Origin of the sequence: Enterococcus sp. AZ063 (assembly GCF_051715045.1) — a bacterium.
Taxonomy (GTDB): Bacteria; Bacillota; Bacilli; order Lactobacillales; family Enterococcaceae; genus Enterococcus_D; species Enterococcus_D casseliflavus.
The window spans coordinates 2100082-2125226 of record NZ_JBIOTA010000001.1 but is presented as its reverse complement, the minus strand read 5'-3'; the positions used below and the strand labels follow the sequence as shown (position 1 = coordinate 2125226).

Sequence of the window (25145 nt, the reverse complement as noted above, 5' to 3'; positions counted from 1 at the left end):
TAAGGTAAGAGGAACTCTTGAATGAATGTGCTGTATTAGCAGGATAGAAGAAAATGACAGGAAAGTCCTAAAAGACTACTTATTTCATTAAGAATGATTCTATATTGACGGATTTTATTGAATTAACCTTCATTGTTAACCTTTATTAATGAAAAGACACTAGTTTTTCTCTCGAATCATCAGTGAGTGTAAGCTCGTTTTTTCTTAGAAGGTTTAGAGTAACTGAGTGACAGGATTGCTATGAGGATATTCAGCAACTGATGTGTTTGATGAAAAGAGTATCGATGTTACACGACAAATAGATATTTCTCTAATTGTTTTTTTATTAAGTTGTCCATTATCAATTAATGAAAACGAGAATCTGCAAAATGAATCAAATCAGCTGCCATCCATGTGTTTTGTCAAAAAAATGGTGGTATTTTGCTGTTGTAAGCCTATTCGTGCTATGCTACCCTTATTTGTGAAAGATATTAACTAGTGAATTGAAAAAGAAAGTAGGAGTAAATTTGATTAAAAAAATCGTTAAAGTTTTTTTGGGATTAGTTGTGGTTTTAGGTATTATAAGCTTCGTTATCCCATCATCTGACGGGGATGGAGAAAATGGTTCAGAAATTGCGGATGCTGAAGAAGTGATTCAAAACGAGAATGATTCAGATACAGGAACAAGTGAGCTTCAAGAACCAGAAGCTGATGAAGAAGATCAAGCTGAAGAAGATGCAACAATTCCCAGAGAACACAGAAATGCTTTACGTGCAGCTGAAAACTATCTTTTATTAATGCCCTTTAGTAAGGCAGGACTTTTTGAACAACTAACATCAAGTTATGGTGATGATTATCCTGAAGAAGCTGCCCAATATGCCGTGGACAATGTTGAAACTGACTGGAATGCAAATGCTTTGAAAGCGGCTGAAAACTATTTAGACCTGATGCCAATGTCTGATAGTGAATTATATGATCAGCTAGTATCTGAATACGGAGATAAATATACCCCAGAGCAAGCGCAATATGCTATTGATAATCTAGCTGATTAATTTACTGCAACTCCTGTCACACTTTAAAGTAATACAAATCAGTATTGCTAGGACAAAATAGTCAGAACTCTCAATGGCTATTCCTTTCTAAAAAGCAGTTATGGGACCTTGATTAGTCTCTTAGCTGTCTTTTTTGATTTTAATGGAATATCAGCATAGTGAATAGGGCGGTATGGCATTAGTTAACTTGAAGCAGTCTGCGCGAACAAAGGAATACAAGCACATAGATACAAATGTTTTGAAATATAAAATCACATCAGTTCTTTAACGTTGTTATTTTATTGTAAGACCTTTCATTTGAAAACCTATAGAAAACTTGGAAAAAAGGGTGCTTTTTTCCTTAGATGCTGTTGACATTGGTTAGGATAGCAGTTATTATGTGGGTAGTTGGAAGAAAGACTTCCGACGAACTGACATTTTATACAAATAATTGTTAGGTGAGGCTCCTATATGGACACAAGCTGCTGCCGCAAAAGCATCGAGAGATGCTTAGTTGGTAGGACAGGTCTAATCGTGAAGGTTAAACCCAAAGCAGCTGATAGCAAGTTTGCTATCTACGCCCTATAGTGCTAAAGCTCTACAATGATCATGAGTTTTTTACGCATGCTTATTGGGAGCGTGCGTTTTTTTGTGTCTTTTGCGCGCGTTCCACAGTGACTTACCTAATAAAAAGAAAGGAAGATTCACATGGAATACCCCAGTCCCCAGATGAAACAGCGGAGTAGTTATCGAATCGCTAGGGGTGGCGTAAGCAACTCCTAAGTGCTAGGAGGAAAAAAAGATGTTAAAAAAACTATCTAAAGATCAAGAACTAAAATTACTTGCAAAATTGACCGAAAGAGAATTGTTGATGGAGATGCGGACCTCCTTCCAAGGGTTATCGGAAGAAGATGCTGCAGAACGTTTAGCAGAGTATGGTCCAAACAAAGTCGACGCACAAAAACCAACACCCGCTTGGTTGATGATCTTAGGCGCTTTTAAAGATCCCTTTGTGTTAGTTTTAGCCCTATTAATGATTATTTCTTTTGTAACAGGCGATATTGAAGCAGTGATTGTGATGGGAATCATGATTTTAGCCAGTGTCATGATTACTTTCGTCCAAGAATACCGTTCCCAAAAAGCAAGCTTAGCGTTAAAAGAACTTATTGAAAATACTTGTTCCGTAACCAGAGATGGAATCACGAGAGAAATTCCAATGGATGAGGTCGTTCCAGGAGACATCGTCACCTTAGCAACCGGCGACATGATCCCTGCGGATGCGATCTTGATTTGGACCAAAGATTTATTTATCAATCAATCTTCATTAACAGGCGAATCAATGCCCGTTGAAAAATTTGTCGATGCTGGGATCAAAGAAAGCGATGAACAAATTTCTGCACTAGATATGCAAGATCTTGTTTTCATGGGTACCGATGTCTTAAGTGGTCAAGGAAAAGCCATTATATTGAAAACCGGTCAAAGTACATTCTTTGGCGATATTGCTAAAAATGCGACCACGAAACGGGGCAAAACAACCTTTGAAGATGGCTTAACAAAAGTCAGCAAGCTATTGTTGCGAATGGTCATGGTTCTTTTCCCAATCGTTTTACTGATCAATGGATTAACCAAGGGTGATTGGGGCGAAGCGTTGTTCTTCGCGATTGCAGTAGCAGTTGGTTTGACGCCAGAAATGCTACCAATGATCGTTACCAGTAACTTAGCCAAAGGGGCGATCTCTTTATCAAAAGAAAAAGTGATCGTCAAAGAATTGCCTTCAATTCAAAACTTAGGTGCAATGGATGTGCTATGTACCGATAAAACGGGTACGATCACCGAAGATCGTGTCGTGCTGGTACAACATTTAAACCCGTTTGGCGTAGAAGATAAACAGGTTCTTGATATGACCTATTTAAATTCTTACTATCAAACAGGGTGGAAAAACCTGATGGATATCGCAGTCCTAAACTACTATGAAGAAGAAGGTTTGGCAGCGCCATTTAACGATGTGACAAAAATCGATGAGATTCCTTTTGACTTTTCACGTCGCCGCTTGACGGTTGTTGTCAATGCGGATGGTCATCAACTAATGGTCACAAAAGGTGCAGCTGAAGAAATGGAGCAAGTCTGCAAGTACGTAGAAGTTGATGGCAAAGTGATGGAACTGACTCCTCAATTGAGAGAGCAATTACGTCAAGTGAACCTGCGCTTGAATAAACAAGGGATGCGTGTGTTAACGGTTGCCGTAAAACGCGATGCCCACGCAGATGCCGTTTATTCTGTAGCAGACGAACAAGACATGATCATGATTGGCTTTATGGGCTTCTTAGATCCAGCAAAAGAAACAGCCAAAACAGCGATTGCTTCTTTACACGGTCATGGCATCAATGTCAAAGTGTTGACTGGAGATAATGCGATCGTTGCGCAAAAAGTTTGCCGAGATGTTGGTATCGATGCAGATAAATACTTATTGGGAACCGATATTGATCATCTATCAGATGAAGAGTTAGCAGCGAAAGCTGCAAAAACCAATCTGTTTGCAAAATTAAACCCAATGCAAAAATCACGAATCATTGAAACCATTCAAGCAGCAGGCCATACGGTCGGCTTTATGGGAGATGGCATCAACGATGCGCCTGCTTTACGCACGGCAGATGTTGGCATCTCGGTTGATACAGCAGCGGATATCACCAAAGATGCCAGCTCGATCATTTTATTAGAAAAAAGTTTGAATGTCCTTGATAAAGGGGTCATCGAAGGGCGCAAAGTATTTACCAATATGATGAAGTACATCAAAATGACGTTGAGTTCGAACTTCGGGAATGTTTTCTCGATTTTAGTTGCTAGTGCCTTTTTACCTTTCTTACCAATGTTGTCCATTCAATTGTTGGTTCAAAACTTGGTGTACGATATGGCACAATTGACGATTCCATGGGATAACGTAGACAAAGCAGAGTTAGAAAAACCAGTCAAATGGCAAGTGGGCGGACTATTGAAGTTTACCGTCGGCATTGGACCGGTCAGCAGCATCTTTGATATTTTGACCTTCTTTGTGATGTGGCATGTCTTTAGTGCAAATACGATCCAAGAGCAAGCCTTGTTCCAAGCAGGATGGTTTATGATCGGCTTAACGACACAAACCTTAGTTGTTCACATGATCCGAACAAGAAAATTACCATTTATCAATAGTATTGCTTCACCGGCAGTCCTGATCTCCAGCGTCTTAGCAATTGCAGTTGGCTTCTTAGTTATCTTGACGCCATTGCACACCGTCTTCGATTTTGCGGCGCTGCCATCAAGCTACTGGCCATGGTTTATTGGTATCAATTTCGCTTATTTAGTAACAGTTGAATTTGCCAAACGCATTTACATTCATGTAACGAAAGAATGGATTTAAAAAAACAGGTCGGCGTTCTTCCTATGGAGGGGAGAATTGCCGATCTGTTTCTTTTTATCCGATCTCTGTATTATTTTTTTCTCATCTTAAGAAAATTCTTTTTGATTCAAGTCGAATCCTTCACAAGTAATAAAAGGAGGTTAATGGTAAATCTGTTTAGCAAAATGATGATTGCTGTACTATTCTTAAATAAAAAAAAGAATCTGAAAAGAAAAAACTGAAGAAAGCGATTGCTTTAATGTGATTAATTTCACTAATGTTTTCTTAAGAGTTGCTACAGTGGGAATTGTTTTATTAAAAAAAATACCCTTTTCACTTGTCATTTTCGAAGTTAAATGATAATTTATAAGAGTAAATGAAATTTCGATAGTACAGATTTAAACCCTGTTACATACGAAAGTGAATTTTTATATCAGAGAGGAAAGTGTGTCAAGATGGCAAAAAAACAAAAAGCACTTGATTTCCAAGCGATTTTGGAGCAAGTCAATGCGGATTTTCCAACTTACCAAGCTTTGGACAAAGACGGGAAAATTGTAAATCAAGAGTTAGTACCAGATTTAAGTGACGACGAATTAGTTGAATTGATGACTCGTATGGTATGGTCTCGTGTATTAGACCAACGCTCAACTGCGTTAAACCGTCAAGGTCGTCTAGGTTTCTTCGCGCCAACTGCTGGACAAGAAGCAAGCCAATTAGCAAGTCAATTTGCTTTTGAAAAAGAAGACGTTCTATTACCTGGTTACCGTGATGTACCACAATTGATCCAACACGGTCTGCCATTGAAAGAAGCGTTCTTATGGTCACGTGGTCACGTTGCTGGGAACCTTTACCCAGAAGATTTAAAAGCATTGCCACCACAAATCATCATCGGTGCACAATACGTCCAAGCAGCCGGCGTTGCTTTAGGATTGAAAAAACGCAATAAGAAAAATGTTGTATTCACTTATACAGGTGATGGCGGTTCTTCACAAGGGGACTTCTATGAAGCAATCAACTTTGCAGGGGCATACCATGCAAACGCTGTATTCTACATCCAAAACAATGGTTTTGCGATCTCTACACCTCGTGAAGTACAAAGTGCGGCACCAACATTGGCACAAAAAGCAGCAGCAGCTGGGATCCCTGGTATCCAAGTTGACGGTATGGATCCATTGGCAGTGTACTATGTTTCTAAAGCAGCTCGTGAATGGGCAGCAAACGGCAACGGTCCTGTATTGATCGAAACCTTGACTTACCGTTACGGTCCACATACATTGTCTGGTGATGATCCAACCCGTTACCGTTCAAAAGACATGGACAGCGAATGGCAACAAAAAGATCCATTGGTACGTTTCCGTACTTACCTAACTGAAAAAGGACTTTGGTCTGAAGAAAAAGAAGAACAAGTCATTGAACAAACAAAAGAAGAAATCAAAGCAGCGATCGCTGAAGCTGACCGCGTGCCAAAACAAAAAGTTTCAGATTTCTTGAAAAACATGTTTGAAGTTCAACCACAAAACATTAAAGAACAAATTGCAACTTACGAAGCGAAGGAGTCGAAATAGTCATGGCACAAAAAACAATGATTCAAGCAATTACAGATGCCTTAGCTGTTGAAATGGAAAATGACAAAGAGATTTTAGTCTTTGGTGAAGATGTCGGTAAAAACGGCGGGGTTTTCCGTGCAACAGAAGGTTTACAAGAAAAATTCGGCGAAGATCGTGTCTTCGATACCCCTCTTGCTGAATCTGGTATCGGCGGCTTGGCTTTCGGTTTAGCATTAGAAGGTTTCCGTCCAGTTCCAGAAATCCAATTCTTTGGTTTCGTATTTGAAACCTTTGACGAAATCGTTGGTCAAATGGCGCGTACTCGTTACCGTATGGGTGGTACACGTAATTTACCAATCACTATTCGTTCACCATTTGGTGGCGGTGTGCACACACCAGAATTGCACTCAGATAACTTGGAAGGATTGATCGCTCAATCACCTGGTATCCGTGTCGTTATTCCATCAAACCCATATGATGCAAAAGGATTATTGATTGCTTCTATCCGCAGCAATGACCCAGTTGTTTTCTTAGAGCACATGAAACTTTACCGTTCATTCCGTGAAGAAGTGCCAGAAGAAGCATACGAAGTTCCTTTAGACAAAGCAGCAGTAACTCGTGAAGGTTCTGATGTTTCCATCATCACTTATGGTGCGATGGTTCGTGAAGCAATCAAAGCTGCTGACAACTTAGCGAAAGAAAACATCAACGCTGAAATCATCGACTTGCGTACAGTTGCTCCTCTTGATGTTGAAACGATCATCAAATCAGTTGAAAAAACTGGTCGTGTGGTTGTCGTTCAAGAAGCACAAAAACAAGCAGGTGTTGGTGCTCAAGTCGTTTCTGAAATTTCTGAACGTGCGGTTCTATCACTAGAAGCTCCAATCGGACGCGTGTCTGCACCAGATACGATCTTCCCATTCGGTCAAGCTGAAAACATTTGGTTGCCAAATGCAAAAGACATCGAAGACAAAGTGAAAGAAATCGTGAACTTTTAATAGTTGAAGAAGGGAAGAATAGAAAATGGCATTTCAATTTAAATTACCGGATATCGGTGAAGGAATTGCAGAAGGCGAAATCGTAAAATGGTTCGTCAAAGCAGGGGATACCATCAATGAAGATGATACCTTACTAGAAGTTCAAAATGATAAATCAGTGGAAGAAATTCCATCTCCAGTAACAGGAACAGTGAAAAACATCGTTGTCCCTGAAGGTACAGTCGCAAACGTTGGGGATGTCCTTGTTGAGATTGATGCACCAGGACATGAAGACAACGAAGGCGATGAAGGTGTAGCAGCAGAGTCTCAAACACCAGCAAAACCAGCGGCAGAACCTACAACGGAAACGGCTGAAGCATCAGCTGGTTCTTCTGAAGGTTCAGGCGTTTTCCAATTCAAATTACCAGATATCGGTGAAGGAATTGCAGAAGGCGAAATCGTAAAATGGTTCGTTAAAGCAGGAGATACCATCAATGAAGATGATACGTTGCTTGAAGTTCAAAACGACAAATCAGTGGAAGAAATTCCATCTCCAGTAACAGGAACAGTGAAAAACATCGTTGTTGCTGAAGGAACAGTCGCAAATGTTGGGGATGTTTTAGTTGAAATCGACGCACCTGGTCACAACAGTGCGCCTGCTTCATCAAGCACATCTGCAGAAGCACCAAAAGAAAAAGTGGAAACTTCTGGTTCAGCAAGTGTTGTTGAAGCAGCAGATCCTAACAAACGCGTCTTGGCTATGCCTTCTGTCCGTCAATTTGCTCGTGAAAAAGATGTTGATATTTCTCAAGTATCAGCAACAGGTAAAGGCGGCCGTGTAACAAAAGAAGACATCGAAAACTTCCTATCAGGTGGCGGACAAGCTGCAAAAGCTGAAACTCAAGCTCCTGCGAAAGAAGAAACAAAAGCTGCAGCAACTGAAAGCAAACCAGCAGCTCCAGCAAAAGCCTTCAAATCAAACTTAGGTGATTTAGAAGAACGTGTGGCCTTAACACCTACACGTAAAGCAATCGCTAAAGCGATGGTAAACAGCAAACAAACAGCACCTCATGTAACCTTGCATGATGAAGTTGAAGTAACAAACCTATGGGATAACCGTAAGAAATTCAAAGAAGTTGCTGCTGCAAACGGCACAAAACTTACTTTCTTACCATATGTTGTGAAAGCATTGACTGCAACAGTGAAAAAATTCCCTATCTTGAATGCGTCGATCGATGATGCAAAACAAGAGATCGTATACAAAAACTATTACAACATCGGTATCGCAACAGATACTGACCATGGTTTGTATGTACCAAACGTAAAAGATGCAGATCGTAAAGGCATGTTTGCTATCGCCGATGAAATCAACGAAAAAGCAAAACTTGCTCATGACGGCAAATTAGCTGCAGATGATATGCGTAACGGTACCATCACGATCAGTAACATTGGTTCAGTTGGTGGCGGCTGGTTCACACCAGTAATCAACTACCCTGAAGTAGCTATTTTGGGTGTAGGTACGATCGCGCAACAACCAATCGTAAACGCTGAAGGCGAAATCGTTGTCGGACGTGTGATGAAACTTTCATTAAGCTTCGACCACCGTATCGTTGATGGCGCAACAGCGCAACAAGCAATGAATAATATCAAACGTCTATTAGCTGATCCAGAGCTATTAATGATGGAAGGATGATTAACAAATGGTAGTTGGAGATTTTGCTGTTGAATTAGATACAGTTGTAATCGGTGCGGGACCTGGCGGCTATGTAGCTGCAATCCGCGCTGCTGAAATGGGACAAAAAGTAGCAATCATTGAAAGAGAATACATCGGCGGCGTTTGTTTAAACGTTGGTTGTATCCCTTCAAAAGCTTTGATCGCTGCAGGTCATCATTACCAAGAATCTTTGGATTCAACAATGTTTGGTGTAACAAGTGAAAATGTTTCCCTTGATTTTACCAAAACACAAGAATGGAAAGACAACAAAGTCGTTAAAACGTTAACTTCTGGTGTTGGTTTCCTATTGAAAAAACATAAAGTTGAAACAATTGAAGGAGAAGCTTTCTTCGTTGATGATCACACATTGCGTGTCATCCACCCAGATTCAGCACAAACTTACTCTTTCAACAATGCAATCATCGCAACAGGTTCTCGTCCAATTGAAATCCCTGGTTTCAAATTCGGCGGACGTGTCCTTGATTCAACTGGCGGATTGGCATTAAAAGAAGTTCCTAAAAAATTCGTTGTTATCGGTGGCGGTGTCATCGGTTCTGAACTAGGTGCAGCGTATGCAAACCTAGGTGCAGAAGTAACGATCCTTGAAGGTTCTCCTCAAATCTTGCCAACCTATGAAAAAGACATGGTCAAATTGGTTGAAGAAGACTTTGCGAAAAAAGGTGTAACAGTCGTTACCAACGCAATGGCGAAAGAAGCAATTGACAATGGCGATAGCGTAACTGTGAAATATGCCGTAGATGGTAAAGAAGAATCAGTTACTGCTGATTACGTGATGGTTACTGTTGGCCGTCGTCCAAATACTGATGACATGGGCTTGGAACAAGCAGGTGTTGAAGTAGGCGAACGCGGATTGATCACGGTTGACAAACAAGGCCGTACCAACGTATCAAACATCTACGCAATTGGTGATATCGTTCCTGGTGCTGCATTAGCACATAAAGCCAGCTACGAAGCAAAAATCGCTGCTGAAGCAATCTCTGGCAAAAAAGTTGCTGTTGATTACAAAGCGATGCCTGCAGTGGCCTTTACTGACCCAGAATTGGCTTCTGTCGGTATGACCATCAAAGATGCCAAGGATGCTGGAATTGAAGCAAAAGCATTCAAATTCCCATTCTCAGGTAACGGTCGTGCGTTATCTCTAGGAAAAACCGAAGGATTCATTCGCTTAGTAACAACGGTTGAAGACAATGTGATCATCGGTGCGCAAATTGCTGGTTTAGGAGCAAGCGATATGGTTTCAGAACTTGCTCTTGCTATTGAATCTGGCATGAACGCAGAAGATATCGCGTTAACCATCCATCCACATCCATCTCTAGGTGAGATCACAATGGATGCTGCTGAGTTAGCTCTAGGTTTACCAATCCACATTTAAGCTTTTTGAAACTCGTTCATCATTTGGTGAACGAGTTTTTTTATCACCAAAAATAAAGCGATCCTAAGCTATTGACAGAATCTTCTGTAAATGATACGATGCTCTTAATATTTCAACCGTTGATGAGGAAAGTACATTGATTTGGCAAGCCTAGAGAGTCTTCGTAGGGTGCAAGAAGAACTTGTAGAATCAATCGAAAATGGCCTCAGAGGTGATCTTCTGAACTTGTACGAAAGATAAGAAGATCCGGGTGCGCCCGCTATCGCGTCAGAGTATAACGACGTTAATTTGTCGCGTACTTGCTGAGAAGCATGCTGGAAAGTCTGCTTGAATAAAGGTGGTAACACGTAAACACGTCCTTTGATATCTCGATATCAGAGGGCTTTTTTATTTGTATTATTAAGGAGGAATAGTATGACAGAAAGATTTGAGACGATTCAATTACACGGAGGACAAACACCAGATCCAACTACAGGGAGTCGCGCCGTACCCATTTATCAAACCACATCGTATGTGTTTGAGGACGCAGATCAAGCGGCAGCGAGATTTAGTCTTAGTGAGAATGGCAATATCTATACCCGTATTACCAATCCGACAACGGCTGTTCTAGAAGAACGATTAGCCCTCTTAGAAGGCGGTGTCGGTGCGTTAGCAACGGCTTCTGGCTCAGCAGCGATCACCTATGCGATTTTAAATCTTGCACAAGCAGGAGATCATATCGTTTCTGCTGCTTCAATTTATGGGGGTACCTATAATTTATTCGCTCATACGTTGCCAGATTTTGGCATCACTACAAGCTTTGTTGATAGTGAAGATCTGGCAGCACTAAAAGCAGCCATCCAAGAAAATACTAAAGCAGTTTTTCTAGAGTCTTTAGGCAATCCAGATATTGATATTGCCGACTTTAAAAAAATTGCAGCGATCGCTCATGAAGCAGGGATTCCCCTCATCATTGACAATACCTTTGCGACTCCCTATCTGTTTCGAGGATTTGAGCATGGGGCGGACATCGTCGTTTATTCCACGACAAAATACCTCGGTGGTCACGGCGCTGCTTTGGGAGGGGCCATTATCGACAGCGGCAACTTTGATTGGACAAATGGCAAATTTCCCAAGCTGGTCGATCCCGATCATAGCTACCATGGAATCTCATGGGTAGAAGCCGCTGGTAACGCTGCCTATATCACTCGGGCACGAACGATTCTTTTACGGGATACAGGCGCTGCGATTTCTCCCTTCAATTCATGGGTGTTGCTGTTAGGCATCGAGACGCTTTCGTTGCGGATGGAACGTCATGTAGAAAATGCGCAACAAGTTGCTGAATTTTTAGCCAAGCACTCGGAAGTCTCTTGGGTTCACTTCCCAACACTGCCGGACAGCCCCTATTTTGAACGGGCGCAGGAGTATTTCCCCAAAGGGACCAGTTCCGTCTTTTCCTTTGGATTAAAGGGTGGAGCAGAAGCAAGCAAAACCTTTTGTGGCGCAACCAAGCTCTTCTCTTTGCTGGCAAATGTCGGGGATGCAAAGTCCTTGATCATCCATCCAGCTTCGACGACCCATTCCCAGCTTAGCGTAGAAGAACTTGCAGCAGCCAAAATTCGTCCAGAGACGATTCGCCTATCCATTGGATTGGAAAACATCAACGATCTCTTGGAAGATCTCACGCAAGCCTTCCAACAGCTCTAAATAGTTGAAGCAGTAGGAAAAGCGCAGGATACTATGCTGCGCTTTTTTGTTGTCGGTTAGTGTTTCAAATAAAACTGCGGTTTCTGTTGGTAGAAGGATAGTAAATCCATCGGTTCTATGCTATATTTAGTTGCTAAGGAATATGGATAAGGTGGGGGATGTATGCGTAATCATGCAAGTGACAAGAGGATTCGGTTTTACTACACAAGTTTGCAATTTCTTTATTGGATGATGTTTTGCTCAATCTATGGCTTTGCGACCCTTTTTTTGATTTATTTCAAGGTCGATCCAGCAAAAATTGGCGGTATTTTAGCCTTAGTCAATATTGCGTCTACGATTTTGCAGCCCTTCATCAGTCAAATCATTATCAAAAAAAGTAAAGTACCGCTGATCGTTGTCTTGAAAACGATGACAAGCGGCGTGGTCGCGGTGCTCTTAGCAGGTGTGATTTTCCCTGCATTATCAATACTGACCTATGTTTTAGGAGGGATTTTGCTCGTTTCCATGCAGTCCTTTCTCAACGCCTTGGCGTTTGAATACACGAATAGCGGCAACAAAATCAATTTTGGCTTTTCGCGTGCGGGTGGGTCACTAGGATTTGCGGGGACCTCCTTTTTACTGGGGCAGCTCTTGGAGGAGTTTTCGGCAGCCCTTTTGCCTATGATCGCTATCGGGCAGGCCGTTTTGTTTCTCATTATTTTGCTTTTGCTGCCAGCGATCAAGAAGCCAGAAATGCCCGTGATGCTTACAGAACAAAGTCATTCAGGGGCCTTTTTGAAAAAATATCCTTTTTTACTCTTTCTCTTTGTCGGGTTTAGCTTTCTCTTCAGCTTCCATACGATGATCAACAGCTTTTTGGCACAAATTTTTGCCGATATTGGCGGTGGCAGTAAGGAAGTTGGCATCGCCCTGATGATTGCGGCGTTATGCGAATTGCCAGGCATGATTTTCTTTGAACAGTTAGTGAGGATACGGTCTAGCCGTTTTTGGCTGTTGCTGTCCAGTGTTGCCTTTGCCATTCGTGGGGTGCTGATGCTGTTGATCAGCTCCATCATCCTGATGGAAATGAGCCATTTGATGCAAGGGGTTAGTTTTGCCTTGTTTATTCCAGCTTCGGCTTATTTGTTCAACCATAGTTTGGCAGATGAAGATCGGGTTTTTGGACAAACGATTATTATCATTGCTACCACGATCGGTGGCGTGATCGGCAATCTTTTGGGCGGGATGCTGATCCAAAGCTTCGGTGTCTGGGAAATGCTTTTGATTGGGACTGGGTTTGCCGTTCTAGGTGCTGCATTGACCTTTATCGGTGTGAAAAAAATCCCTAAAAGTAACAAGATATTAGCGATCGTAAGCGAATGACCGCTAAGTAGAAAAAAGAGTTGCGGCCGTATTTGCTTCGGTCGCAACTCTTTTGAATCTGATCAACGGGTACTATTTCTTTTCTAATACAGCGATAAATTCCCGCATATAGTCTGGTAGATCTGGGGGACGGCGGCTGGAAACGATATGTCCATCCGTAACCACAGGTGTATCCACCCATGTGGCTCCAGCATTTGTCATATCATCTTTGATGCCTGGTGTACTGGTGATCGTCTTGCCTTGCAGGATATTCGCAGAAATCAAGACCCAGCCTGCATGACAGATTTGACCAATGACTTTTTCGTCTTTGTCCATCGTTTGCACGAAAGAGATGACCTCTGGGAAACGTCGTAATTTATCAGGCGCCCAACCACCTGGAACTAAGATGGCATCGTAGTCATCGGCATGAATATCAGAAAAAGCATAGGCTGATTCTGCGGGTACACCGTATTTGCCAATATACGTTTTATGCGCTTCTTCACCGACTAAATCGACTTGCGCGCCTTCTTCCCGTAACCGATGGACCGGGTACCACAATTCTAAATCTTCGAAATCATTGTCGACTAAGGCAATGATTTTTTTGTTTTCTAAACGCAAGAGAATTCCTCCTTTTTCTTGTTATTCTTACTGTAACATCATGCAAAGAGAAACACCAAAAGTATGCTTCTTAAAAAATGCCAAGAAGCTATTTTGAGAATGGTCATTCAGAGAAATGGTAGTGATGTAAGCGTTGTAATCATTAGGAAAGTAAGAGATAATGAAAGAAAGCCAAAGGAGGCGAAGATGTGGAAGCATTCGAAAATGCTCGAAAATTTATTTACAAAAACGCGCGCCCTTTAGACCTTGCTCGTTGGCAGTATCATTTTGAAAATGGATCTCGCGAGGCTGTATTACAGGCGTTACAATTCTACCAAAATGAAGATGGTGGGTATGGGCATGGTTTGGAACCTGATCATTGGAATCCCAACAGTACACCGATTGCAGTGTGGGAGGCATGTCGAATTTTAAGAGAGCTTGAATGCCTTCATTCGACAAATCCACAAGTCCAAGGGATTTTAAGGTATTTAGCTAGTGGAAAAGAGTTTTCTGAAGGGAAATGGTTCAACCAAGTGCCGTCAACGGTATCCTATCCGCATGCGATTTGGTGGGAGAGTCCTGTAGGCGTGCCAGCAGACAACCCAACAGTAAGTCTAGCTGGTATGATCTTAAAAAGAGGGGAAACTACCCTCTATCAAAAAGCACAAGAAATTGTCGAAACAGCAGTTGCAAGTTTCCTTAAGGAACCAACCAGTGAAATGCACACATTAGTCGTCTATCTAGAATTATTACAAGACTGTGAAGAAATCCAGTATCAGCCTGTTTTAGCAAATGACCGCTTTCGCGAGATCTTATTCCAGCAAATTCGCCATACTGTCTCAAACGAGCCAGAAGAGTGGTTCACGTCTTATGTCAGTAAACCTTCAAATTTTTTCTTTACAAGAGAGCAGCTGCTTGGGATCTTTAGTGAAGAATTATGTAAAAAAGAAGCCCAAGAAATTTTAAAATACCAACAAGAAGATGGATCATTTGTCATTCCATGGCAATGGGGAACGGATTATCCAGAGTTTTTCATAAGTAAACAGTGGTGGAAATCAATTACTATCATTAAAAATTTTTTGTTTTTGCGGGCTTTTCTAGACGAACCTTTTTGAAATCGGTCATCTTTTACTAAGCAATCTCGTTGGAAGAAAAAAGGAATTTCCTTCTTATTTGAGATTCACGGATTTCAGCTTTTAAAAATCTCAATAGTTTGTATACAAGAGGTACATTCATTGCTAGGATGTACCTTTTTTGCAGCGGAGGCTCTGACCTATTTTCAATTTTGTGGTACACTGAATAAGATGAATAGGAGTGGTAATATGCGGGATTATCAATATCCTCTTGACTTAGATTGGTCGACAGATGAAATGGTCGTCGTCATGAAGATGTGGGAACGATTAGAACAAGCCTATGAAAAAGGCCTTCCTAGTAGTACGTTTCTTGAGGCGTATCAAGCCTTTAAGAAAGTCGTTCCTAGCATTGGCGAGGAACGCCGTTTAGGCAGAGAATTTGAAGAACTATCAGGCTATTCGCTGTACCATGCTGTGCAGGCAGCGAAAAAGACTGAGGGAAAACTAAAAATGAAAGGGTAGATCAACGAATGCATGAAATCGTTAATGAAGTTCGCCAGTGGATGATCGCTGCAGGTGAAACGATCAAAGACAATTTAAATAAAGAAGACTTAGTGGTCGAGACAAAATCAGGACGGAAAGACTTAGTGACAGAATTGGATAAAGCCACGCAAGATTTTCTGATTGGTAAGATCCAATCCTATGATCCGGATGCCAAAATTTTAGGTGAAGAAAACGGACTGGACACACTTGCCGACATGAGTGGGCGGGTCTTCATCATTGATCCGATCGATGGAACGATGAATTTCGTGTTAGAAAAAGAAAACTTTTGTATCATGATCGCGATTTACGAAGAGAGCAAAGGGCGCTTTGGCTTTGTCTATAATGTTATGAAAGATGAATTCTTATGGGGTGGTCCAGAGATTGGTGTCTATAACAATGGCGAGAAGATCGAACCGCCGAAAGATATTGCCTTATCCGAAGGTCTCGTTGGCTTGAATTCGCCCATGTTGATCCATAACCGCCACCACGAAACCGAGGTCAGTGACAAAGCATTAGGCATTCGTATGACTGGCTGTGCTGGGGTAGAGCTGATCGCCCTCGCTAAAGGACAAAGAGCAGGCTATCTTTCTCATCTTGCGCCATGGGATTATGCGCCAGGGGGCGTTTTGTTAGAAACCCTTGGATTAAAGATGGCAAACATCAAAGGAGAGCCGCTATCCTTGAATGGACGGGAATTGTTCGTAGGCGGTACACCGAAAGCTTTTGAAGAATTATTGGCGATCGTTAATCAATAAGAAAAAACCAGATATTTTATTAATATCTGGTTTTTTCTGCAAAAATGAAAACTTTGCACTATATTTCAGAAAGAAATTCTGGTATAATGGCTTGTCGAGTGCAATGTCACCAAAAAAGGAGTTTATAAATTGAATATTAGAAATGATATCCGCAACGTCGCTATTATTGCCCACGTTGACCACGGAAAAACTACATTAGTTGATGAATTATTGAAACAATCCCAAACGTTAGATAGCCATACCCAATTACAAGAACGGGCGATGGATTCAAATGCGATCGAAAAAGAACGTGGCATCACGATCTTAGCGAAAAATACAGCGGTTGAATACAACGGTACAAAAATCAATATCATGGATACCCCAGGACACGCGGACTTCGGTGGTGAAGTAGAGCGGATCATGAAAATGGTCGATGGTGTTGTTTTGGTTGTTGATGCTTATGAAGGAACGATGCCTCAAACACGTTTCGTATTGAAAAAAGCGTTGGAACAACACTTAGTGCCAATCGTAGTTGTCAACAAAATCGACAAACCATCTGCTCGTCCTGAGCATGTCGTCGATGAAGTCTTAGAACTATTTATCGAATTAGGTGCCGACGATGACCAATTGGACTTTCCAGTGATCTACGCTTCTGCGATCAACGGAACTTCAAGTGAATCAGATGATCCTGCTGATCAACAAAAAACGATGGCACCATTGTTTGATACGATCATCGAACATATTCCAGCGCCAATCGACAACAGCGATGAACCATTGCAATTCCAAGTATCATTGCTTGATTACAATGACTACGTTGGACGTATCGGTATTGGCCGTGTCTTCCGCGGATCAATCAAAGTCGGCGACCAAGTTGCATTGATGAAATTAAACGGAGAAGTTAAAAAGTTCCGTGTGACGAAACTTTTCGGTTTCTTCGGTTTGAAACGTTTAGAAATCCAAGAAGCCAAAGCCGGTGATTTGATTGCCGTTTCTGGGATGGAAGATATCTTCGTTGGTGAAACTGTTACACCAATCGATCATCAAGATTCATTACCTGTTTTACACATTGATGAACCAACTTTGCAAATGACCTTTATCGTGAACAATTCACCATTTGCGGGTCGCGAAGGAAAATTCGTAACCGCTCGTAAAATTGAAGAACGCTTAATGGCGCAATTGCAAACAGACGTTTCATTGCGTGTGGATCCAATCGGACCTGATTCATGGATCGTTTCTGGACGTGGCGAACTTCATTTGTCAATTTTGATCGAAAATATGCGTCGTGAAGGCTTTGAATTGCAAGTTTCTCGTCCAGAAGTTATCGAACGCGAAATCGATGGCGTGAAATGTGAACCATTTGAACGAGTGCAAATCGATACCCCAGAAGAATACATGGGATCAGTAATCGAATCATTGGGAATGCGTAAAGCAGAAATGCAAGATATGATCAATACAGGGAATGGACAAGTACGGATCATTTTCTTGGCACCAGCTCGTGGCTTGATCGGTTACACGACAGAATTCCTATCAATGACTCGCGGCTACGGCATCATGCACCACACTTTCGATCAATATTTGCCAATGATCCAAGGACAAATTGGTGGCCGTCATCAAGGTGCACTTGTATCGATCGATACAGGAAAAGCAACAACATACTCGATCATGAGTATTGAAGAACGTGGAACGGTCTTCGTTGAACCAGGTACCGAAGTGTACGAAGGAATGATCATTGGTGAAAACTCTCGTGACAAAGACTTAACGGTCAATATCACGAAAGCAAAACAAATGACCAACGTCCGTTCAGCAAACAAAGACCAAACCTCAGTTATCAAGAAACCTCGTATTCTTTCTTTGGAAGAATCACTGGAATTCTTGAATGATGATGAATACTGTGAAGTAACACCAGAAAGCATTCGTTTAAGAAAACAAATCTTGAACAAGAGCGAACGGGAAAAATCACAGAAAAAGAAAAATAACTGATAACTAAAACAGTGATCAAAAGTTTTAAACACTTCTGATCTGTTCGATTTTCCGAAGGATGGAAAAGGGATTGCTCCTGTGTTGCAGCGGCTCTTCGCCGCAGGACCCAGAAAAAGCAATCAGCCGATTTCCCTCCTTCGGTTCTTTTTTGCTCGAAGTCAAATTGAACCGTTAGAATAAGCACCGCTTGCAATTTCGGCCATTCCTTTTTAAAATGAAGAAAGCAAGCACAAAGGAGAAATCTATGAAAAATTATCCTGTTAAAAAGAATCAGGAACTTGAAGTTGATATTTTGGATCTTTCCCATGAAGGAAATGGGATCGCCAAAGTCGATGGGTACTTATTATTTATTGAAAACACCCTGCCAAATGAACGTGCCTTAGTCAAAGTGTTGAAAGTCGGAAACAAATTTGGTTTTGCCAAAGTGATGAAATTGTTGCAAGCAAGTCCTGATCGGCAAGAATTGCCGAATGAAGCATTGCTGCGCACCGGTATCGCTCCATTGAGTCATTTGAGCTATGACAAACAATTAGCCTTCAAACAGCAGCAAGTAGAGAATGTTTTGGCTAAAATCGCCAAACTGCCTGAAATCAAGGTCAATGCACCAATCGGAATGGAAAAACCATTTGGTTACCGCAACAAAGCGCAAATCCCTGTGCAAAAGATTCATGGGAAATTAACGACTGGATTTTACCGCAAAAACAGTCATACTCTGGTACCGATCGAAGACTTTTATATTCAAGATCCAAACATCGATCAAGCAATCATCAAAGTCAGAGATATCTTGCAGCGCTTCAATGTCAAAGCCTACAATGAAGAAGCCCATGAAGGGTTCTTACGCCACATTGTCGTTCGTCGTGGGCATCACTCAGGTGAAATGATGGTCGTATTAGTGACACGTAAACCGAAATTCTTCAAGGGAGAAGAGATCGCGGAAGTGATCCACGAAGAGATTCCAGAAGTTGTTTCTGTCATTCAAAACATCAATGAAGAAAAAACCAATGTGATCATGGGCGAGTTCGAGCGTGTTTTGTATGGCAAGTCATCGATCGATGATCAATTATTAGGCAAAACCTTCCAAATCTCAGCGAAATCTTTCTACCAAGTCAACACAGCGCAAACAGAAGTCTTGTACCAAACCGCCTTCGAGATGGCACAACTGTCTGAAAATGATGTCGTTGTGGATGCTTATGCAGGAATCGGAACGATCGGGATTAGTTTGGCTGATCGCGTGAAAGAAGTGTTAGGGATGGAAGTCATTCCTGAAGCAGTGAACGATGCCAAAGCCAATGCCAAAAGAAATGGTGTCGAAAACGTGCATTACTTTATCGGTAAAGCCGAAAAAATCATGCCGCAATGGCTACGCGAAGGCATTCAACCGACAGTCGTCTTCGTTGATCCACCTCGCAAAGGTTTAGATGCTAGCTTTATCGAAACGACTGCTGCGGTTAAACCAGAGCGCATCGTCTACATTTCCTGCAATCCAGCAACCTTGGCTCGTGACCTCGCGTTATTTGCGGAAGAAGGGTATGTGACAAAAGAAGTCCAACCTGTTGATTTGTTCCCACAAACGACCCATGTGGAGTGTGTCGTGTTGTTAGAACGTCGTTAAGAAAAAACGAGCTTCTTTTCAGCAATTTTGACCGTGAATTCTTATTATGGTAATTGTCATAAAATCTTACGATACCAAAGTTGCTAGAGAAAGCGAGTCAATTGATAAATAAGCAACTATAACCCATCTGTTTATCTAATTACGTCGATTGTGACGTTTGGAATGGATGAAATATAAAACCAGAAACTGGAACAGAAAGACACTCTTTTTTGTTCCAGTTTTTTTTGTTCTTTCTCACTATTGATGAGCGGGGACAAAATCAATGCAAAAAGCAGTGAAGCTACAAATATGCAGACAGCCAAATCCTTTAACAAAATGGTTTGTCGGCAATTTATAGTTAATGTGTATAAAAATATGGCGTGTAGTGATTAGAAAGTATTATAATAAACGTAGTGAATAGAAAATTTTTGTTAGGAGGGATTGCACATGGCAACGATTCGTGCATTTTCACACAAAGAGATTACACCGCAAAATACGCATTTGTCTAGTTTTAAAGTGTTGATAGAGTCAGCTTTTTATGGGAACAATGTCACTTGGATTGATGATCTAGCCACTGCCTATCACTTAGCAAAAGAATCTTCTGGGGCTATTCTTACGGATATGCCGGTATCACACACCAAGGAGTTAGGACTACCAGAGGATGCAAAAGTCATCGTGTTTAATGACGGAAAAGTTGTTGGACGAACAGCGTCAGCTCGACGCATCATCGGACATCCTGGAATCCAGCGAGAATTATATGAAGACATTTTGCGAGATGCCTTATATCATGGAACCCGCAAGCAATTTTATGGTGGTGAAGTTGTTGTAGGATTAGACGAAGCGTTTATGGTCAAAGCTCACCTGTTGATACCAGAGCACTATGAAACCAATTTTTACTCTTATTTGTTGAATTTTCAATTGATGACGAAATCATGGGAGGAAAGATACCAACGTTCCAAAGAATATCCAGAGACGGACATTTTTTTGTACGCTGATCCAGACTGGTCTCATCCTGATTTTCCTTACGGGCTGTCTCTTTTTGATCCTGAACACAATGTTGCGGCAGTCTTAGGTTTAAACTATTTTGGTGAATTGAAAAAAGCGACATTAACTTTGGCTTGGGCTACCGCGCATCGCCATGGCTTTGTGGCGTGTCATGGGGGAATGAAGCAGTATCAGTTACCGAATCGAACATTTACGATGGCTGCTTTTGGTCTTTCAGGATCAGGAAAATCGACTATCACATTGGCAGAACATGATGGCAAATATGAGATCAAGGTTCTGCATGACGATGCATTTGTGATTAATCAAACAAATGGTGCCTCCACTGCACTGGAGCCTTCTTATTTTGATAAAACGCAAGACTATCCACTAACCAACCCAAATGTCCGCTACTTTATCACCTGTCAAAATGTTGGGGTTACTTTAGACGAGAAAGGAAAAAAGGTCCTCGTGACCCAAGATATTCGTAATGGGAATGGTCGAACCGTCAAATCACGATATGTCACACCTAATCGGGTAGACCATTTAGATTCGCCGATCGATGCCGTATTTTGGATCATGAAAGATAACACGCTGCCTCCGGTAGTAAAAATTGACGATCCGATTTTAGCCGCTGTTTTTGGTTTGACCTTAGCTACGAAGCGCACGACAGCTGAACATATTGTCGAGACCACGGATATAGATAAACTGGTCATCGAACCTTATGCCAATCCATTTAGAGTCTATCCTTTAGGGGAAGATTTTGCCCATTTCATGCACTTGTTTAAAGAAAACCAAACGGCTTGTTATATTCTAAATACAGGCTTTTACAAAGGCAAGAAAGTCACGCCTGAAGTCACACTAACATCGATTGAAAAAATTGTGGAAGGCGAGGCTGAATTTAAAAATTTCGGTGGGATCACCGAAATGAGTTTCCTGCCAGTAACAGGCTTTAAAGTCGATTTTCAAGATGCCTCCTATGTTGCTCATTTAAGAGAGCGGATGCAAGGACGGCTGGACTTTATTTTGGCTCAAGAGACAGAAAATGATGGCTATAATAAGTTGCCTAAAGAAGTAGCAACGGCAATGGAAAAGGTGATTTCTACATTAAGTGAGCTTCCTAGCTAATTTAGTTGAATCAAACTTCCGCAAGCGGCTTTTTTCCTGAAACACTTATTTTGTTAGCCAGAAAGGAGCGAATATGAACATTCAGTTTCACCATATCCAAATCACAGTCAATGATGTAAAAAAAGCAGAAGGCTTTTATGATCAATTATTTGCACTATTAGGTTTTGACCTTCAGAAGAAATATTCTGGGTACTTAGAACATGCTGATATGGAAGTAGTAGAATATATAGGCGATTCATTTGATTTCGGCATTTGTTCCCCACGAAAAGAATGGAAGAACGAGAAAATCGATTCAAGAAAACTTGGCTCTGTCAACACATAGCATTTAAGGCGGAAAGCCGCGAAGTAGTAGATGCGATCTTTCCCAAAATAAAAGCTTTAGGGGTAAAGATCCTTCACGATCGACCAATGGAGTACAAAGAGCGCATCGCTCCTAACTACTATGCCTTATTCTTTGAAAGCCCAGAAGGCATTCGTTTTGAACTATTTCATTATGCCTGATTCCTTTTACTAAAAGAGCGTGGCATGAACTTGTTGCGTGAACGTGTTCCTATTCAGGTGATCTTTCATTGTGGGGTTCGTATAACCATGTGATATCAGAGACAAACTTTTTTAAAACCTGTCATCAGGAAAACTAGAACATTCTTTTTAAAAGTACGTCCGTCTGGAAAAAACTATTTGATTTCTAAAATTCATTTGGACAATTCACAAATAAAAACCTAACTCGTGTGTTAAAAAACGTTCGAATTTTTATCATTCTAGAAGCGAGTGCACCGTGGGTCAATGAGGATTATTGGGTTGATGGCACGACACTTAAGAGAGGGAGGAAGATCAATATGGATCAGAGGGTTCAGCAAGACATCGAAGCAATCATTTCCCATCAATATGATCATGGCGCCGATTTATGGTCGACGCCAGACCATAAATTACTAAAAGGAGCACCCTTTACGACCTTAGAAAGTCCTCTTTATTTACTTGAACTTGGTATGTCTCCTGAGGAGAACTTATTAAAAGAGACAGCCGCATTGATCTTTCAAGGATGGAGAGAAGATGGCAGATTTAAAATTTCTCCGTCAGGGGGGATCTATCCATGTCATACGGCGTTGGCTTTGCGAACGCTGTGTGCTCTTGGTTACACAAGGGACCAGCGGCTGCAACAGACCGTTCACTATTTTCTTGCTACTCAGGAAGCAGATGGCGGCTGGAAGTGTAATAAGTATAGTTTTGGTCGCGGCCCGGAGACCCACTTTTCCACGCCAATGACGACGTTAACGGTCCTTGATGCTTTTCGCTATATTCATGATCGTGAAAAAATGGAAACGCTTAAGCAAGCAAGCGAATTTTTGCTTGCTCATTGGGAGATCCGTCAGCCAATCAGTCCCTGTCATTATGGGATGGGTACATTATTTATGCAGACAGAATACCCCTTTAGAGGATACAATCTTTTTTATTATCTGTATGTCTTGTCTTTTTATCCTTCTGCCAGAAAAGACGCACGATTTTTGGAGGCTTTGCAGCAGTTTGAATCGAAAGTTCAAAATGGCAATGTCATCGTAGAACGGGTCGTACCCAAACTGGGGAAACTGAATTTTTGCCAAAAAGGGCATATCAGTCCCTTTGCCACACAGCGTTACCAAGAAATTCTTGCTCGATTGGCAGAGGATTGAGGAAAAACAGCCCTTTGAAAGGTTCCCCCCATCTAGACGATTCTTTTTCTTTTCTGGTACACTGTCTGTAAAGAAGCAAGTGATTAATCAACAGAGAGGAGAAAGACATGCAAAAAATATATCTTGTTGAAGATGATGCAACGATCGTCTCTGTTCTAGCAGAATATTTACAGCAATGGGGGTACGAATGTGTTTCCGCGAAGAATTTTGCTAGCATCTTGCAAGAGTTTCATGAGATCAAACCGGATCTCGTTCTTTTAGATATTTCGCTGCCTTATTACAACGGGTATCATTGGTGCCAAGAAATTCGCAAGAAGTCAGAAGTGCCGATCATTTTCCTTTCGTCGATGGATCAACAGATGAATCAGATCATGGCGATGAACATGGGAGCAGATGATTATTTAACAAAACCCTTTGATTTAGCCTTCGTTTTGGCAAAAATCCAAGCATTGCTGCGGCGGAGCTATCAGTATAGCCACCAACAAGCGCTGACCTTTGAGATAGGGCAAGTAACCTTTTATCCCACAGAAAATGTATTAAAAAAACAGGGGGAACAGTTGCCACTGTCTCCAAATGAAGCTCGGATTCTTTCCTTGCTTTTGCAGCATCGAGGGAAGATCGTAGCCAAAGAGACCATCATTGAAATGCTCTGGAATAGTGAAGAATTCATCGATAATAACACATTAGCGGTCAATATGACCCGCTTGCGAAAAAAATTAAGCCAGATCGAACTATCCGATTTGATCCAGACAGTAAAGAATAAAGGGTATTTGATAGAAAAGGAACACGCCTATGACTAACGTGAAAGAATATTTCGTCCTTTATGGAAAGTTTTATCTCGTTTACCTGCTGTTTAGTGCGGGCCTATTTGGGCTATTCTTTCTCCACAGCCTTTCATTGGAGCCCTTCATTGACTATGTGGTCTTTTCAGGGGTGATCTTAGGGGGACTTTCCCTTTTTCATTATTTTCGTTACGCACAAAAAAGAAAGCAGCTGCAGCATTTATTAAGAAAACAACGTATGACGGAAGCGGCGTTGGCGTTCTTGCCTGCCACTCGAAATCGTTTAGAAGACGAATACCAAGCCCTTCTTAAACAATTGGCAAGAGAAAAAACCACTTCTGATTACAAGGCAGCGTTAAAAAAAGAAGAAATTTATGAAGATTTCGGCTTGTGGCTTCATCAAATCAAAACGCCTCTAGCTGCGCTGGATCTTTTGGTCCAAAGCGATTCGTTGTCACCGACGGAGGTCAAAGCGGAATTATTTAAGGTGAATGATTACTTGCAAATGATGTTGAATTATTTACGACAAAATTTAGCGAATGAAGATTTTGTCTTTGAGTCGATTGCTTTAGCGCCCCTCGTTCGTCAAACGATCAAAAAGTATGCCTTGTTTTTCTCGAAAAAGAATCTGCAACTGGACATGGCGGTGGATTTGACGGTGACATCCGATCGAAAGTGGCTCGTTTTTATTTTTGAACAGGTTCTTTTCAATAGCTTGAAGTATACCGAAACTGGTGGCATCAACGTTTTCACTAAAGACAATGCCTTAGTGATTCAAGATAGCGGCATTGGTATTCGTAAGGAAGACTTGCCAAGGGTGTTTGAGAAAGGATATACGGGAAAAAATGGTCGCTTTCAGCAACGAGCGAGCGGGCTAGGCTTATATATGAGTCAACAAGCGGCTGAAAAAATCGGCTGCCGTTTAGCGATTGATTCTGAAGTGGGACAGGGAACCATCGTCACGCTTCATTTTCCCACCACAAATAACCGATAGCCGCAAACTTTCAACACTGTAAGTTTGCGGTTTT

At 41.5% G+C, this 25145-nt stretch carries 18 protein-coding genes, 1 pseudogene, 1 riboswitch and 1 other annotated feature; of the genes and pseudogenes, 18 read left to right on the top strand and 1 reads right to left on the bottom strand.

Going from position 1 to position 25145, the window contains the following annotated elements; all coding sequences use genetic code 11:
* Positions 1-506: 506 nt before the first annotated feature.
* The 8 genes from IGK61_RS09810 (at position 507) to IGK61_RS09775 (ending at position 13062) form a co-directional block, all read left to right on the top strand.
* Positions 507-1031, top strand: a complete 525-nt coding sequence (locus IGK61_RS09810) for an Ltp family lipoprotein (RefSeq protein WP_225582068.1) — start codon at positions 507-509, stop codon at positions 1029-1031.
* Positions 1032-1453: 422 nt separating this feature from the next.
* Positions 1454-1625: riboswitch (M-box (ykoK) riboswitch) on the top strand.
* Positions 1626-1812: 187 nt separating this feature from the next.
* Positions 1813-4404, top strand: coding sequence for a magnesium-translocating P-type ATPase (gene mgtA, locus IGK61_RS09805; protein ID WP_074535231.1), 2592 nt, complete (start codon positions 1813-1815; stop codon positions 4402-4404).
* Between the two features lie 434 nt (positions 4405-4838).
* Positions 4839-5948 carry a pyruvate dehydrogenase (acetyl-transferring) E1 component subunit alpha gene (pdhA, locus tag IGK61_RS09800; protein WP_005231936.1) on the top strand — a complete coding sequence of 370 codons (1110 nt, stop codon included), beginning with the start codon at positions 4839-4841 and terminating at the stop codon, positions 5946-5948.
* 2 nt (positions 5949-5950) lie between these two features.
* Positions 5951-6928, top strand: a complete 978-nt coding sequence (locus IGK61_RS09795; RefSeq protein ID WP_005230047.1) for an alpha-ketoacid dehydrogenase subunit beta — start codon at positions 5951-5953, stop codon at positions 6926-6928.
* Positions 6929-6953: 25 nt separating this feature from the next.
* Positions 6954-8600, top strand: coding sequence for a dihydrolipoyllysine-residue acetyltransferase (locus tag IGK61_RS09790; protein WP_015509880.1), 1647 nt, complete (start codon positions 6954-6956; stop codon positions 8598-8600).
* 7 nt (positions 8601-8607) lie between these two features.
* Positions 8608-10014, top strand: a complete 1407-nt coding sequence (lpdA, locus tag IGK61_RS09785; protein WP_005230052.1) for a dihydrolipoyl dehydrogenase — start codon at positions 8608-8610, stop codon at positions 10012-10014.
* 110 nt (positions 10015-10124) lie between these two features.
* Positions 10125-10378: a binding site (T-box leader), on the top strand.
* A 50-nt stretch (positions 10379-10428) separates the two neighbouring features.
* Positions 10429-11700, top strand: a complete 1272-nt coding sequence (locus tag IGK61_RS09780) for an O-acetylhomoserine aminocarboxypropyltransferase/cysteine synthase family protein (RefSeq protein WP_016613342.1) — start codon at positions 10429-10431, stop codon at positions 11698-11700.
* Positions 11701-11862: 162 nt separating this feature from the next.
* Positions 11863-13062, top strand: a complete 1200-nt coding sequence (locus tag IGK61_RS09775) for an MFS transporter (RefSeq protein ID WP_074535233.1) — start codon at positions 11863-11865, stop codon at positions 13060-13062.
* 72 nt (positions 13063-13134) lie between these two features.
* On the opposite strand, the gene IGK61_RS09770 is transcribed toward IGK61_RS09775, so the two are convergent.
* A complete protein-coding gene (locus IGK61_RS09770) occupies positions 13135-13659 on the bottom strand; it encodes a type 1 glutamine amidotransferase domain-containing protein (RefSeq protein WP_438844818.1) in 525 nt (174 codons plus the stop codon).
* A 188-nt stretch (positions 13660-13847) separates the two neighbouring features.
* Here IGK61_RS09770 and IGK61_RS09765 point away from each other — a divergent pair, with 188 nt between their 5' ends.
* From IGK61_RS09765 to IGK61_RS09720, 10 genes and pseudogenes are all read left to right on the top strand, one after another.
* Positions 13848-14753, top strand: coding sequence for a hypothetical protein (locus IGK61_RS09765; protein WP_074535234.1), 906 nt, complete (start codon positions 13848-13850; stop codon positions 14751-14753).
* A 207-nt stretch (positions 14754-14960) separates the two neighbouring features.
* A complete protein-coding gene (locus tag IGK61_RS09760; RefSeq protein ID WP_008381425.1) occupies positions 14961-15233 on the top strand; it encodes a UPF0223 family protein in 273 nt (90 codons plus the stop codon).
* Between the two features lie 8 nt (positions 15234-15241).
* A complete protein-coding gene (locus IGK61_RS09755) occupies positions 15242-16009 on the top strand; it encodes an inositol monophosphatase family protein (RefSeq protein WP_074535235.1) in 768 nt (255 codons plus the stop codon).
* A gap of 129 nt (positions 16010-16138) precedes the next feature.
* On the top strand, positions 16139-17968 hold the full coding sequence (gene typA / locus IGK61_RS09750; protein ID WP_005236363.1) for a translational GTPase TypA: 1830 nt from the start codon (positions 16139-16141) through the stop codon (positions 17966-17968).
* A 244-nt stretch (positions 17969-18212) separates the two neighbouring features.
* Entirely contained in the window at positions 18213-19580 is a 1368-nt protein-coding gene (rlmD, locus tag IGK61_RS09745) for a 23S rRNA (uracil(1939)-C(5))-methyltransferase RlmD (RefSeq protein ID WP_074535237.1), read from the top strand.
* A gap of 426 nt (positions 19581-20006) precedes the next feature.
* The gene (locus IGK61_RS09740) at positions 20007-21668 is read left to right on the top strand and encodes a phosphoenolpyruvate carboxykinase (ATP) (protein WP_074535238.1); all 1662 of its coding nucleotides are present in this window, start codon (positions 20007-20009) and stop codon (positions 21666-21668) included.
* A gap of 73 nt (positions 21669-21741) precedes the next feature.
* Positions 21742-22169, top strand: a pseudogene (locus IGK61_RS09735) (VOC family protein).
* Between the two features lie 335 nt (positions 22170-22504).
* Positions 22505-23335, top strand: a complete 831-nt coding sequence (locus IGK61_RS09730) for a prenyltransferase (RefSeq protein ID WP_074535239.1) — start codon at positions 22505-22507, stop codon at positions 23333-23335.
* Positions 23336-23442: 107 nt separating this feature from the next.
* Positions 23443-24135 carry a response regulator transcription factor gene (locus IGK61_RS09725; RefSeq protein WP_010749609.1) on the top strand — a complete coding sequence of 231 codons (693 nt, stop codon included), beginning with the start codon at positions 23443-23445 and terminating at the stop codon, positions 24133-24135.
* A complete protein-coding gene (locus IGK61_RS09720) occupies positions 24128-25111 on the top strand; it encodes a sensor histidine kinase (RefSeq protein ID WP_074535240.1) in 984 nt (327 codons plus the stop codon). The genes IGK61_RS09725 and IGK61_RS09720 overlap by 8 nt, the downstream gene beginning before the upstream one ends.
* Positions 25112-25145: the final 34 nt, after the last annotated feature.

Coding starts and splice junctions, on each gene's coding strand:
- mgtA (WP_074535231.1), top strand. CDS start 1,813: ATGTTAAAAAAACTATCTAAAGATCAAGAACTAAAATTACTTGCAAAA.
- pdhA (WP_005231936.1), top strand. CDS start 4,839: ATGGCAAAAAAACAAAAAGCACTTGATTTCCAAGCGATTTTGGAGCAA.
- IGK61_RS09795 (WP_005230047.1), top strand. CDS start 5,951: ATGGCACAAAAAACAATGATTCAAGCAATTACAGATGCCTTAGCTGTT.
- IGK61_RS09790 (WP_015509880.1), top strand. CDS start 6,954: ATGGCATTTCAATTTAAATTACCGGATATCGGTGAAGGAATTGCAGAA.
- lpdA (WP_005230052.1), top strand. CDS start 8,608: ATGGTAGTTGGAGATTTTGCTGTTGAATTAGATACAGTTGTAATCGGT.
- IGK61_RS09780 (WP_016613342.1), top strand. CDS start 10,429: ATGACAGAAAGATTTGAGACGATTCAATTACACGGAGGACAAACACCA.
- IGK61_RS09775 (WP_074535233.1), top strand. CDS start 11,863: ATGCGTAATCATGCAAGTGACAAGAGGATTCGGTTTTACTACACAAGT.
- IGK61_RS09760 (WP_008381425.1), top strand. CDS start 14,961: ATGCGGGATTATCAATATCCTCTTGACTTAGATTGGTCGACAGATGAA.
- IGK61_RS09755 (WP_074535235.1), top strand. CDS start 15,242: ATGCATGAAATCGTTAATGAAGTTCGCCAGTGGATGATCGCTGCAGGT.
- rlmD (WP_074535237.1), top strand. CDS start 18,213: ATGAAAAATTATCCTGTTAAAAAGAATCAGGAACTTGAAGTTGATATT.
- IGK61_RS09740 (WP_074535238.1), top strand. CDS start 20,007: ATGGCAACGATTCGTGCATTTTCACACAAAGAGATTACACCGCAAAAT.
- IGK61_RS09730 (WP_074535239.1), top strand. CDS start 22,505: ATGGATCAGAGGGTTCAGCAAGACATCGAAGCAATCATTTCCCATCAA.
- IGK61_RS09725 (WP_010749609.1), top strand. CDS start 23,443: ATGCAAAAAATATATCTTGTTGAAGATGATGCAACGATCGTCTCTGTT.
- IGK61_RS09720 (WP_074535240.1), top strand. CDS start 24,128: ATGACTAACGTGAAAGAATATTTCGTCCTTTATGGAAAGTTTTATCTC.